At 69.5% G+C, this 12,518-nt stretch carries 13 protein-coding genes; 9 read left to right on the forward strand and 4 right to left on the reverse strand.

Going from position 1 to position 12,518, the window contains the following annotated elements; translation table 11 throughout:
* Positions 1-393 (reverse strand): NUDIX domain-containing protein (locus NHG85_RS09690; protein ID WP_253331878.1); only part of this gene is annotated, 393 nt, incomplete at its 3' end.
* A 70-nt stretch (positions 394-463) separates the two neighbouring features.
* Between NHG85_RS09690 and hslO the strand changes: the two genes are divergently transcribed.
* The 7 genes from hslO to NHG85_RS09725 all read left to right on the forward strand — a co-directional run bounded on the left by hslO (position 464) and on the right by NHG85_RS09725 (position 8,882).
* On the forward strand, positions 464-1,504 hold the full coding sequence (gene hslO / locus NHG85_RS09695; protein WP_253331880.1) for an Hsp33 family molecular chaperone HslO: 1,041 nt from the start codon (positions 464-466) through the stop codon (positions 1,502-1,504).
* Positions 1,491-2,099, forward strand: coding sequence for a CoA pyrophosphatase (locus tag NHG85_RS09700; protein ID WP_253331883.1), 609 nt, complete (start codon positions 1,491-1,493; stop codon positions 2,097-2,099). Before hslO ends, NHG85_RS09700 begins: the two co-directional genes overlap by 14 nt.
* Positions 2,096-3,253, forward strand: coding sequence for a CCA tRNA nucleotidyltransferase (locus NHG85_RS09705; RefSeq protein WP_253331885.1), 1,158 nt, complete (start codon positions 2,096-2,098; stop codon positions 3,251-3,253). The genes NHG85_RS09700 and NHG85_RS09705 overlap by 4 nt, the downstream gene beginning before the upstream one ends.
* A gap of 87 nt (positions 3,254-3,340) precedes the next feature.
* Entirely contained in the window at positions 3,341-5,203 is a 1,863-nt protein-coding gene (locus NHG85_RS09710; RefSeq protein ID WP_253331887.1) for an ABC transporter ATP-binding protein, read from the forward strand.
* Positions 5,200-7,032: an ABC transporter ATP-binding protein gene (locus NHG85_RS09715; RefSeq protein WP_253331889.1), complete on the forward strand. Its 1,833-nt coding sequence runs from the start codon at positions 5,200-5,202 to the stop codon at positions 7,030-7,032. Before NHG85_RS09710 ends, NHG85_RS09715 begins: the two co-directional genes overlap by 4 nt.
* A 17-nt stretch (positions 7,033-7,049) precedes the next feature.
* Positions 7,050-8,300, forward strand: coding sequence for a class I SAM-dependent RNA methyltransferase (locus NHG85_RS09720; protein ID WP_253331891.1), 1,251 nt, complete (start codon positions 7,050-7,052; stop codon positions 8,298-8,300).
* Between the two features lie 87 nt (positions 8,301-8,387).
* Entirely contained in the window at positions 8,388-8,882 is a 495-nt protein-coding gene (locus NHG85_RS09725) for a L,D-transpeptidase family protein (RefSeq protein ID WP_253331893.1), read from the forward strand.
* Positions 8,883-8,961: 79 nt separating this feature from the next.
* On the opposite strand, the gene dalA is transcribed toward NHG85_RS09725, so the two are convergent.
* A complete protein-coding gene (gene dalA, locus NHG85_RS09730; RefSeq protein ID WP_253331895.1) occupies positions 8,962-9,471 on the reverse strand; it encodes a divisome-associated lipoprotein DalA in 510 nt (169 codons plus the stop codon).
* 175 nt (positions 9,472-9,646) lie between these two features.
* On the opposite strand from dalA, the gene NHG85_RS09735 reads away from it, so the two are divergent.
* Positions 9,647-10,246, forward strand: coding sequence for a L,D-transpeptidase (locus NHG85_RS09735; protein WP_253331897.1), 600 nt, complete (start codon positions 9,647-9,649; stop codon positions 10,244-10,246).
* Positions 10,247-10,298: 52 nt separating this feature from the next.
* Here the strand turns inward: NHG85_RS09735 and hemH are convergent, their stop codons facing one another.
* Together hemH and NHG85_RS09745 are read right to left on the reverse strand one after the other, a co-directional pair.
* Positions 10,299-11,348 (reverse strand): ferrochelatase, encoded by a 1,050-nt coding sequence (gene hemH / locus NHG85_RS09740; protein ID WP_253331899.1) that lies wholly within the window; start codon positions 11,346-11,348, stop codon positions 10,299-10,301.
* Positions 11,349-11,465: 117 nt separating this feature from the next.
* Entirely contained in the window at positions 11,466-12,305 is an 840-nt protein-coding gene (locus NHG85_RS09745) for a methyltransferase domain-containing protein (protein ID WP_253331901.1), read from the reverse strand.
* A gap of 28 nt (positions 12,306-12,333) precedes the next feature.
* Here NHG85_RS09745 and NHG85_RS09750 point away from each other — a divergent pair.
* On the forward strand, positions 12,334-12,518 hold a 185-nt coding region (locus tag NHG85_RS09750), incomplete at its 3' end, for a double zinc ribbon domain-containing protein (protein ID WP_253331903.1).

Genomic DNA, 12,518 nt, shown 5'->3' on the forward strand with positions numbered 1-12,518 from the left:
CAAGAGCGGCGCGGCCTCGCGGGCGGGCATCCACAGCGCGCGGTGCCCCGGCTCGGTCGGCGGGCCATGCGGGCGGACGGGCCGCGCGGTATAGATATGACACAGCTTTTCGCCCCAATAGCCGTAATCGGCCATCCAGACGAAGCGGCGGAAGGCTCCGAGCCGGCGCGCGGCGCCAATGCGCCAGCCGGTCTCCTCGAACACCTCGCGGTGCAGCGCCTGGATCGGGCTTTCGCCCGGGTCGATGCCGCCCCCCGGAAGCTGGATGTCGGTCGGGTCGTCCTCCTTGCAGGTCAGCAGCCATGCGCCATCGCGTTCGAGGATCGCGTAGACCCCGGCGCGATGCCTGTAGCGCCGACCGCGCCTTACCTGTTCGCCATAGCGCGGGATCATCCCTTTTTGTCTCCGGGCAAGCTTCCTATATGGTCGCGGTATGCCCATCCCCGACACGCAAGGAAACCCCATGAGCCTCGGCGCCCGCATTGCCTGGGACGACACCGTCCTGCCCTTCCAGCTCGACCAGTCCGACATCCGCGGCCGGGTCGCGCGTCTCGACGGCGTGCTCGACCGGGTTCTCGAACAGCATGACTACCCCGCCCAGATCGAGGCGCTGGTGGCCGAGATGACGCTTCTGACGGCACTGATCGGCCAGACCGTGAAGCTGCGCTGGAAGCTGTCGCTGCAGGTGCGCGGCGACGGGCCGGCCCGGCTGATCGCCACCGATTACTACGCCCCCACCGAGGACGGCGCGCCCGCGCGCATCCGCGCCTGGGCCAGCTTCGACGAGACCCGCCTCGACGAGAGCGCCGATCCCTATGCGCTCATCGGCAAGGGCTATTTCGCGATCCTGATCGACCAGGGGCAGGGCAACCAGCCCTACCAGGGGATCACGCCGATCACGGGGGATTCGCTCGCCGCCTGCGCCGAGACCTATTTCGCGCAGTCCGAGCAGCTGCCGACCCGGTTCTCGCTCAGCTTCGGCAAATCGACCGAGCCGGGCCGGGGCGAGAGCTGGCGCGCGGGCGGCGTCATGCTGCAGAAGATGCCGAAAGCCTCGCCGCTGGCCAATCCGGAGGGCGGCTCGGGCGAGGACGGGCTCTTGGAGGCGCGCGACATCCTCGACGAGGACGAGGGCGAGAACTGGACCCGCGCCAACGTGCTGCTCGACACGGTCGATCAGCTTGAGCTGATCGGGCCGAGCGTGGCACCCACTGATCTTCTGGTGCGGCTGTTCCACGAGGAGGAACCGCGTGTCTTCGACGCGCAGCCGGTGCAGTTCGGCTGCACCTGCTCGGAAGCCAAGGTGCGCCAGAGCCTGTCGATCTACTCGGCCAAGGACATCGCGCACATGACGACCGAGGAGGGCATCGTCACCGCCGATTGCCAGTTCTGCGGCGCGCATTACGAGTTCGCGCCCAACACGCTTGGCTTCGAGGCGACGGAGGGGCCGGACGCCAAGGGCGAGACCGAAGCCGGGGGCAAGGCCGCCGGTGGACGGGGCTGAGGCCGGCATAGAGGCCCGGCTGGCGCGGGCGCTGGCGTGGCGGGGCGATGCCTCGTCGGATTGCGACATCGACCCGCGCCTGCCCGTGCCCGAGGGGCGCGCCCTGCGGCAGGCGGGCGTGCTCGCCGCCGTTCACCTCGGGGACGGCGCGCCGCGGCTCTTGCTGACCAAGCGTTCGGCGAAGCTGCGCCATCACCCCGGCCAGATCGCCTTTCCGGGCGGCAAGGTCGAGCCGGTGGATGGCGGCCCCGTCGGGGCCGCGCTGCGCGAGGCGCATGAGGAGATCGGCCTGCCGCCCGACCGGGTCGAGGTGCTGGGCAGCCTGCCGCCGCACGAGACGGTGACGGGGTTCTCGGTGACGCCGGTGGTGGGGCTTTTGCGCGGGGCCTTCGATCCCATTCCCGAGGCGGGCGAGGTGGCCGAGGTCTTCTCGGTGCCGCTCGCCCATGTGACCGACCCCGCGCGGTTTCGCATCGAAGGCCGACGTTGGCAGGGGCGCAGGCGGCACTACTATGTGGTGCCATGGGGGCCCTATTACATCTGGGGCGCCACCGCGCGCATGCTGCGCAGCCTGGCCGAGAGGATGAATGGATGAGCGAGCGGATCGAGGCGGACTGGCTGAACACCGCGTCGGCGCGGGCCGTGACGGGCATGCTGGAGGCGGCGGGGCACCAGGCCTGGTTCGTCGGCGGCTGCGTGCGCAACGCGCTCTTGGGCGCGCCGGTCTCGGACCTCGACCTGACCACAGACGCGCATCCCGAGCGGGTGATGGCGCTGGCGCGCGAGGCGGGGCTCAAGCCCGTGCCCACGGGCATCGACCATGGCACGATCACTGTCGTCGCCCATGGCGTGCCGATCGAGGTCACCACCTTTCGCCGCGACGTGGAGACCGACGGACGCCGCGCCACCGTGGCCTATTCGGACGAGATCGCCGAGGATGCGGCGCGGCGCGATTTCACGATGAACGCGCTTTACGCCGATGCGCGCGGGCAGGTGGCCGATCCGCTCGGCAGCGGCCTGGCTGATCTGTCGGCGCGGCACCTGCGCTTCATCGGCGATCCGCATGAACGCATCCGCGAGGATTACCTGCGCATCCTGCGCTTTTTCCGCTTCTTCGCCTGGTATGGCGAAACCGAGGGCGGCATCGACGCCGATGGCCTGGCCGCCTGCGCCGAGCTGGCCGAGGGGATCGAGGGGCTGTCGCGCGAGCGGATCGGCGCGGAGATGCTCAGGCTGATGGCCGCCCCCGACCCCGCGCCTGCCGTGGCCTCCATGGCGATGTCGGGCGTGCTGATGCGGGTGCTGCCCGGCGGTGCCTCCGATCCCCTGTCGGTGCTGGTGCATGTCGAGGAGGAGGCGGGCCTCGACCCCGACCCGATCCGCCGCCTCGCGCTGGTGGGCGGCGAGGATGTCGGCCCCTGCCTGCGGCTCAGCCGGGCGCAGGAAACGGCGCTGCAAAGCCTGCGCGATGCGATGGAGGCGGGCTGGGGGCCGGGCGAGCTGGGCTACCGGCTCGGGGCGGCGCGCGCGCTCGATGTGCTGGCGCTCAATGCCGCGCTTTCGGGGCGCGAGATCGACGCTGTTTCACGGGAAACCGCTGAAGCCGGGGCGCAGGCCAAGCTGCCCTTGAAGGCGGCGGATCTGATGCCGGAGCATACCGGCCCGGCGCTGGGCGAGAAACTGCGCGAGATCGAGGCGCGCTGGATCGCCTCGGGCTTTGCGCTCGACCGGGACGCGCTTCTTTCATAGGCGGCTCATAGGCGGCCTGGCGCCGTTCGCACGTTTCCTTCGCGGCGATCCGGTTTATATGCTGGTGTCACGCATTCGAGACATCCCATGTTCCGTTTCTTCGAAAACCTCGTCGACCCCTATGGGGAATACGAGCAGACCGATCGTCCGCCCTCCCGGCTCTGGCCGTTCCTGAAGGAGTACGCGCGGCCCTTCGCGCGGATCTTCTGGATCACCGGCCTCCTGTCGGTCGTCGTCGCCGTGGTCGAGATCTGGCTCATCGCCTACATGGGCCGCCTTGTGGACCTCTTGGGCCGTGCCACGCCCGACACCGTGCTGGCGCGGCACGGGATCGAACTGCTGCTCGTCGCCGCCTTCATCCTGATCCTGCGGCCCGCCTTCCAGGCCCTGCACGTGCTGCTTCTCAACAATGCGATCCTGCCCAATTTCGGCACCACCGTGCGCTGGCGCGCGCATCGCCACGTGCTGCGCCAGTCGGTCGGCTGGTTCGAGAACGACTTCGCCGGGCGCATCGCCAACCGGATCATGCAGACGCCCCCCGCCGCGGGCGAGGTGGTGTTCCAGATCTTCGATGCGATCACCTTCGCGCTGGCCTATGTCGTCGGCGCCGCCGTGCTGCTGGGCGAGGCGGACCCGCTGCTGCTCCTGCCTCTGGTGATCTGGTTCGCGCTCTATGCCGCGCTGATGCGCTGGACCGTGAAGCGGATCGGCCCGGCCTCCGAGGCCTCGTCGAATGCGCGCAGCGCCGTGACGGGCCGCGTCGTCGACACTTATACCAACATCCATTCGGTCAAGATGTTCGCCCATCATGACCGGGAGATCGAAGGCGCGCGCGAGGTGATCGAGCAGGCACGCTCGACCTTCCAGCGCGAGATGCGGCTCTTCACCATCATGGACGTGGCGCTGTCGGTGCTCAACGGGCTCCTGATCGTCGGCGTGGTGGGCTGGGGCCTATGGCTCTGGATCAGCGGGGCCGCAAGCGTCGGCGTCGTGGCGGCGGCCACGGCGCTGTGCCTGCGGCTCAACGCGATGACCGGCTGGATCATGTGGGCGGTGACCAACTTCTTCCAGAACCTCGGCGTCATCGCCGAGGGCATGCGCACCATCGCCCAGCCGATCACCCTCACCGACGATGCGCAGGCCGGGCATCTCGATGTCACGCGCGGCGAGATCGCGCTGACGGGTCTCAACCACCGCTACGGCCGCGATGCGGGCGGCGTCGGCCCGCTCGACCTTACCATCCCGGCGGGGCAGAAGGTCGGGCTCGTCGGCGCCTCGGGCGCGGGCAAATCGACCCTCGTGAAGCTGCTCTTGCGCTTCTACGACCCCGAGAAGGGCCGGATCGAGATCGACGGGCAGGACATCGCCCGCGTCAGCCAGGACAGCCTGCGACAGGCGATCGGCATGGTGCAGCAGGACAGCGCGCTTCTGCACCGCTCGGTGCGCGAGAACATCCTCTATGGCCGGCCCGAGGCCAGCGAGACCGAGATGATCGCCGCCGCAAAGCAAGCCGAGGCGCATGAGTTCATCCTCGATCTCGTCGATGGCGAGGGGCGCGCGGGCTACGACGCGCAGGTGGGCGAACGCGGCGTGAAGCTGTCTGGCGGACAGCGGCAACGCATCGCGCTCGCGCGGGTGATCCTCAAGGACGCGCCGATCCTCGTGCTCGACGAGGCGACCTCGGCGCTCGACAGCGAGGTGGAGGCCGCGATCCAATCGACCCTGCACGAGATGATGGAGGGCAAGACCGTCATCGCCATCGCGCACCGTCTCTCGACCATCGCCCGGATGGACCGGGTGCTGGTGATGGAGGAGGGGCGCATCGTCGAGGACGGCACGCATGAGGCGCTGCTGGAGCAGGGCGGCATCTACGCCCGGTTCTGGACGCGCCAGTCGGGCGGCTTTCTCGGCATGGATGACACCAAATCCGCCACGGAGGCCGCCGAATGATCGATGTCTCGCGCCTGATCGCGCCGTTTTGCCCCGCGAACGGCCCGCCCCCTGGTACGTTGTGGCAGTTCCTGCGCTGGGCGCTCTCGGGCAGCTTCGCCGTCACCGGCCTCGGCGCCGCGATCTCCATGGCGGCGGGCGTGCTCGAGGTGCTCTCGGCGCTGATCCTCGGCCGGGTGATCGACACGGCGCTGGCCTCCGAGCCGGGCGGCTTCTTTTCCGGCAATACGGGGCTCTTGCTCGGCGTCGCGGCCTTCTTCATCCTCTTGCGTCCGATCGTCATGGGGCTGTCGGGGCTGATGCAGAGCGTGGTGCTCTCGCCCTCGATCTACACGCTGGTGCTGTCGCGGCTGCACCGACACACGCTGGGCCAGGCGGTCAGCTTCTTCGACAACGACTTCGCGGGCCGCATCGCGCAAAAGCAGATGCAGGCCGCGCGCGCGACGACCGAGCTCACCGTCGACACGATCCAGACGGTGTTCTTCGCGCTGGCCTCGCTCATCGGCTCGGCGCTGCTCCTGCTGACCATCGACGGGCTGACGGCAGGGCTGCTGACGCTCTGGCTTCTGGGCTATGTCGCGCTGATCCGGCTCTACATGCCGAAGATCCGCGCCAGCTCCACCGCCCGCGCCTCGGCGCGTGCCATGGTGACGGGGCAGGTCGTCGACACGATCACCAACATCAAGACGGTGAAGCTCTTCGGCCATTCCGAGCATGAGGACAACGCGGCGCTGGGCGCGATGCATGAATACCGCGAGCGGGCGCTGGGCTTCGGCGCCGTCTCGGCGGGGTTCCGGTTCTGGCTGATGGCGCTGGCGGGCGTGCTGCCGGTGATCGTCACCGGCGCGACGCTGCTGTTCTGGACCCGGGGCGGCGCCAGTGCCGGCGACATCGCCGCCGCGGGCGCCATTTCGCTCAGGCTGGCGCAGATGACCGGCTGGGTCAGCTTCACGCTCATGGGGATGTACTCCAACCTCGGCGAGGTCGAGGATGCGATCCACACCCTGTCGCCTGCCCATGGGCTGACCGACCGCGAGGGCGCGCGCGCGCTCCAGGTTCGCGAGGGGCGGGTGCGCTTCGACGGTGTCCGCTTCACCTATGGCGGTGGCGCAGGGGGTCTGCGCGGCATCGACCTCGACATCGCCCCGGGCGAAAAGATCGGCATTGTCGGCGCCTCGGGCGCGGGCAAATCGACCCTCGTGGCGGCGCTTTTGCGGCTCTACGACGTGGAACAGGGGCAAATCGAGATCGACGGGCAGGACATCTCGGACGTGACGCAGGAAAGCCTGCGCCGCCAGATCGGCATGGTCACACAGGACACGGCGATGTTCAATCGCTCCGCCCGCGACAACATCCGCTACGGCTACCCCGACGCCAGCCAGGAGACGGTCGAACGCGCGGCGCGGCGGGCCGAGGCGCATGGCTTCATCCGCGATCTGGCGGATGCGAGGGGGCGAAAGGGCTATGATGCGCATCTGGGCGAGCGGGGCGTGAAGCTTTCGGGCGGGCAGCGCCAACGCATCGCCATCGCCCGCGCCATGCTCAAGGACGCACCGATCCTCGTGCTCGACGAGGCGACCTCGGCGCTCGATTCCGAGGTCGAGGCGCAGATCCAGACCGCGCTGGAGCAGGCGATGGTCGGAAAGACCGTCATCGCCATCGCGCACCGGCTTTCGACCATTGCGCGCATGGACCGGATCGTGGTCATGGAGGGCGGCCGCATCGTCGAAGAGGGCACGCATGAGGCGTTGCTGGCGCGCGATGGGGTCTATGCCCGCTACTGGGCCCGGCAATCGGGCGGCTTTCTGGGGCAGGAGGCCGCGGAATAGAGCCTGAGGATGACGCCATGACCGAGACCCTGCCGCCGAAGATCCCGCAGCCCGATCCCGCGCCCGAAGGCGAGGTGAGCATCGTGTCCGTGACCCATCACGGCATGGGCCGCACGGCCGATGGCACGCTGGTGCCGCGCGTGCTGCCGGGCGAGGTGGTGACGCTTGCGGCGGATGGCGCGCGGATCGTGACGCCCTCGCCCGAGCGCGTCTCGCCGCCCTGCCGCCACTTCAAGGCCTGCGGCGGCTGCGCGATGCAGCATGCCTCCGACGGCTTCGTCGAAGGCTGGAAGGCGGAGATCGTGCGCAGCGCGCTGCGCGCCCAGGGTCTGGAGGGCGAGATCGCCCGCGTCCTCACCTCGCCCGCCGACAGCCGCAGGCGGGCCCGGCTGGCGGGGCGGCGCACCAAGAAGGGCGCGCTGGTCGGGTTTCACGCCCGCGCCTCCGACACGGTGATCGAGGTGCCCGGCTGCCGTCTGCTGCTGCCGCAACTCACCGCGCTGATCCCGGCGCTCGAGCGGATCGCCATGCTCGCCGCCACCCGCAAGGGCGAGGCCGGGCTGACCGTGACCGACAGCGAGGCGGGCCCCGACCTGCACATCGACACCGACAAGCCGCTGACCGAAGAGCTGCGCCTCACCCTGCCCGGGATCGCGCGCGAGGCGGGGCTCGCGCGCCTCGTCTGGGCCGAGGAGATCCTGGCCGAGCTGGAGCCCCCCGTGCAGCGTATGGGCCGCGCCCGCGTCGTGCCGCCGCCCGGCGCCTTCCTGCAGGCCACGGCGCATGGCGAGGCGGCGTTGCTGGACTGCGTGACCGAGGCGGTGGAGGGCGCGGGTCGGATCGTCGATCTCTTCGCCGGTTGCGGCACGTTTTCGCTGCCCCTAGCGGAGCGGGCCGAGATCCATGCCGTCGAGGGCGAGGCGGCGATGCTCGCGGCGCTCGATCGCGGCTGGCGCGGCGCGCCGGGGCTCAAGCGGGTCACCACCGAGACGCGCGACCTGTTCCGCCGGCCGCTGCTGCCCGACGAACTGGCGCGATTCGATGCCGCCGTGATCGACCCGCCCCGCGCGGGCGCGCAGGCGCAGGTGGCAGCGCTGGCTGCATCTCACATCCCCGTGATCGCAATGGTCTCCTGCAGCCCCGCGAGCTTTGCCCGAGATACGAAGACCCTTGTGGACAAGGGGTTCGAGATGGGCCCCGTCACCGTGGTCGACCAATTCCGCTGGTCGCCGCATGTGGAGTTGGCGACACGATTCATCAGACGCTAACCATGTTGCGCGAGGCTTCCCCCTAGGCGCGAATTTGCGAATCCGCTAGATTCGCCCAAACGGCTTCAGACCGGGACAGTGGGCAGCATGACCATCGACAGACGCAAGTTCCTCCTCGCCGCGCCGGCGCTTCTGGCGGCCTGTTCGGGCCGCCGGGTGCTGAGCTACAACGGGCCGCAGGTCACCTCGATCATGGCCTTCAAGGAGCGGCGCAGGCTCTACCTGATGCACGACAACACCGCGCTCAAGAGCTATCCCTTCCAGCTCGGTTTCACGCCGGTCGGCCACAAGCAGTTCGAGGGCGATGGCAAGACGCCCGAGGGCACCTACATCATCGACCGCCGCAACCCCGAAAGCGCCTATCACCTCTCGGTCGGCATCTCCTATCCCAACACGCGGGACCGGGCCTTTGCCGCCGCCCACGGGCGCAGCCCCGGTGGCGAGATCTTCATCCACGGCACGCCCGAGGATGTCATCGGCAAGAAGGACTGGACCGCGGGCTGCATCGCCGTGATGAACCACGAGGTCGAGGAGATCTATTCGATGGTAGGCGATTACACCCCGGTCTTCGTCAAGGCCTGAGCCGCAGCCGCCTCGGGGTCGCGAGCATGAAAAAGGGGCGCCGCGGCGCCCCTTTCCCGTTCGTCCCCGATCTTTCGGATCAGGCGCCGAGCACCATGGTCCACCAGATCTTGCCCGCCGGTTCCTGGAACCAGGCCAGCCCCATGCGGGTCGCGGTGGGATCGAGGATGACGTCGCGCGTGGCGGGCTCCTCCATCCAGGCGGCCAGCGTTTCGAGCTCGGTCTCGTAGGTCTCCGAGATCGTCTCACCCACGAGCCGCCCCGAAAAGCCGACCCGGCGCAGCCGGTCGACCGGCGAGGAGCCGTCCGAGCCGAAATGCCAGGGCCGGTTCTGCACGCTCATGTCGCGCGAATGGGTCGCGGCGGCGGCGTTGAGCTGCGCGTCGAGCGTGAGCGCGGAGAGCCCGCGCGCCCGGCGCAGCGTATTGACCCCGTCGAGCATCCGGAACGGGATCTGCGCCTCGTCCTCGGGCTTGATGCGGTAGACCTGCGGCAGCGGCAGCCCGTCGGGGCCGATCCGGCCCGAGGGGGCCGCGCAGGCCGAAAGGCCGGTGAGAAGAAGGCCGAGAATCAGCTCGCGTCGCTGCATGCGTCACCTGTGGAAACCAGAACGTGCGCCTGATTAGCCGCAGCAGCGCCGCAGGGCAAACGGGATCGGCGCCGCGCCGCCCAGCCCGGCCCGGACATGTACGGGACCGATTGCGCGAAAGGCGGGCGCGGCTTACGCAAGCCGGGTGACGTCACCCCCTTTGCCGGAGATTCGCATGGGTCACGACCCCAAGGCCCCCACCCGTCGCGGCTTTATCGCCGCCACCGCAGCGCTCGGCGCGGCGGCGCTTGCCAGCCCGGCCCTGGCGCTGTCCGGCTCCACCGAGGTCGAGAGCGACCTTTCCGGCACCGTGAGCCGCAACCTGTCGAGCTTCCGCGCGCTCGACTGGCGGCCCTATTTCGCGGATCTGCGCAATGGCGCGATCCTCGCCGACACGCAAAGCCGCGCGGTGCATTTCTGGAGCGCCGACGAGAGCATCTACCGTCTCTATCCCAGCTCGGTGCCGCTGACCCCGGACCTGACCCGGCTGGGCCGGACCGAGATCATCAAGAAGGTCGAAGGCCCCGACTGGCGGCCCACGCCCTCGATGCGCGAGCGCAATCCCGACTGGCCCGAATACATCCCCGCCGGGCCCGACAGCCCGCTCGGCACCCATGCGATGTGGCTCACCTGGCAGTATTACCGCATCCACGGCACCCATGACACGCGCAAGATCGGGCGGCGCTCCTCGAATGGCTGCATCGGGCTCTACAACGAGCACATCGCCGAGCTGTTCGCGCTCTCGACCATCGGCACGCAGGTCATGCTGATCTGAGATCGCTTGGCCTCGGAAAGAGGAAAGGGGGCCGCGAGGCCCCCTTGTCGTGTCAGATCCAGCCCGAGAGATTCTCGCGGATCACCCGCTCCAGCATGTCGATATGTTCGGCATGATCGTTGAGGCAGGGGATGTAGGTGAAGGTCTCGCCGCCCGCGTGTTCGAAGCTTTCGCGGATCTCCTCGTTGATCTCCTCAAGCGTCTCGATGCAATCGGCGGAGAAGGCCGGGGCGCAGACCGAGATGTTGCGCACGCCCTCCTCCTTGGCCAGCCGGGCGACCTCCTCGACGGTGTAGGGCTTGAGCCACTCCTCGCGGCCGAACACCGACTGGAAGGTGTTGACCACCCGCGTCTCCTCCCAGCCCAGCGCCTCGCGCAACAGCCGCGTCGTCTTCTGGCACTGGCAGTGATAGGGGTCGCCTTCGAGCAGGTAGCGCTTGGGCAGGCCGTGGTAGGAGCAGACCAGCACCTCGGGGCGGCTTTCGGGCGTGGGATGCGCGCGGCGCACCGAGTTGGCCAGCGCCTCGATATAGTCGGGCCGGTCGAAATAAGGGTCCACGATCCGCGCCGTGGGCTGCCATTTCTCCTTGGAGAGAGCCTTGAAGAAGGCGTCGTTGGCGGTGGCCGAGGTGGCGCCCGCGTAATGCGGGTAGAGCGGGAAGAACAGGATCTTGCGGCAGCCGTTCTCGACCATCTTGCGGACCACGGACTTCGTCGAGGGGTTGCCGTAGCGCATGCAGAACTCGACCTGCACGCCATCGCCGTATTCCGCTTCGAACCGGGCGCGCAGCGCGTCGGTCTGCTGGCGGGTGATCGTGCGCAGCGGGCTCTCGTTCATCTCCTCGTTCCAGATCGAGCGGTAGGCCGCGCCGGATTTCTGCGGCCGTTTCGACAGGATGATGCCCTGCAGGATCGGCTGCCAGATCAGCGGGTTGGTGTCGACGACCCGGCGATCGGAGAGGAACTCCGACAGGTAGCGCCGCATCGAGCGGTAATCGGTGCCGTCGGGCGTGCCGAGATTGGCGACGAGGATGCCCACGCGCGATGTCGGCAGGGCCGGGTGATCGGCGGGGGCATGGGTCGGGCGGGTCGCGTCGAGCATCGTGGGTCCTCGGGGCTGGCGTTCGGCTGGCGTTCTATCGAAGCGAAGTAGCGGGAATGCGCGCCCGGCCAACCGGGCGCATCGTCGCGGCAGGGTCGGGGGCGCGGCGGGGCGAGGTCAATCGGCGCTTTCGTCGCGGGCGCGGCGCAGCGCCTCCTCGAGGCTGTGCGTGGCCGAACCGCGGCGCAGGGGCTGCGGCTGATTGGCCGAAGGGCCCCAGCCGGTGAGGGTGATCACCTCGAACCGCGCACCGATGCGGCCATCCGCGCGGGTGTTGGTCTCGCCATAGAGCCGCGCCGCCTCGGCCAGCACCATGCGCCGGGTCGGACGGCGCAGCCGCCCGGCCATGGCGTTGGTCTCTCCCATGGCGCGCAGGTCGCGCATCAGGTGGAACGGGGTTTCGTAGCTGACGTCATAGGGCGTGCCATCGGCCACGGGCAGCGCCAGCCCGGCGCGTTGCAGGAGCGCGCCGAGATCGCGGATCTCGCCCATCGGGGCGACGCGCGGCGACAACCCGCCGGTGACGGCGGTCTCGGCGGCGGTCAGCGCCGCCCGTAGATCGGCCAGTGTCTCGCCGCCCAGAAGCGTCGCGATCAAGAGCCCGTCGGGCCGCAGCGCGCGGGCGCATTGGATCAGCTGGCCGATCGGGTCCTCGGCCCAGTGCAGCGCCATGGCATGGATCACCAGATCCTGCGCGCCGGGGGCGAGGTCGAGGGTTTCGGCGTCGGGGATGATCCGCGCCCTTGGCAGGCGGCGGGCCCAGAGATCGGGCCAGGGCGTGACCACCGCCACATCGGTAAAGGTGCGGTTAACTTCCGCGAGCCTATCCTCGATGTCGTCGGCCACCGCCTCTTGCAGGAACAATGCCGGCGCGCGGGCGGCGCGGGCGCGGTGGCGCTCGATGGCGGGACGGTCGAACAGGGCGGGGCGCTGGGCCGGGTCTCGGGTCGGTGACATGCGCCCGAGATAGGGGGCGGGGATGGGAATGCAAAGCGTCCTGAAGGCGATCTACCCCCCGGCCTGCATGGGCTGCGGCGATATGACCGAGGCGGATCACGCGCTTTGCGGCGCCTGCTGGCGCGAGACGCCGTTCCTAGGCGGCGCGCTGTGCGATCTTTGCGCGCGGCCCCTGCCGGGCGAGGCGGAGCCCGGCCTGCGCTGCGACGCCTG

Source organism: Limimaricola litoreus (genome assembly GCF_024159025.1).
Lineage (GTDB): Bacteria > Pseudomonadota > Alphaproteobacteria > Rhodobacterales > Rhodobacteraceae > Limimaricola > Limimaricola litoreus.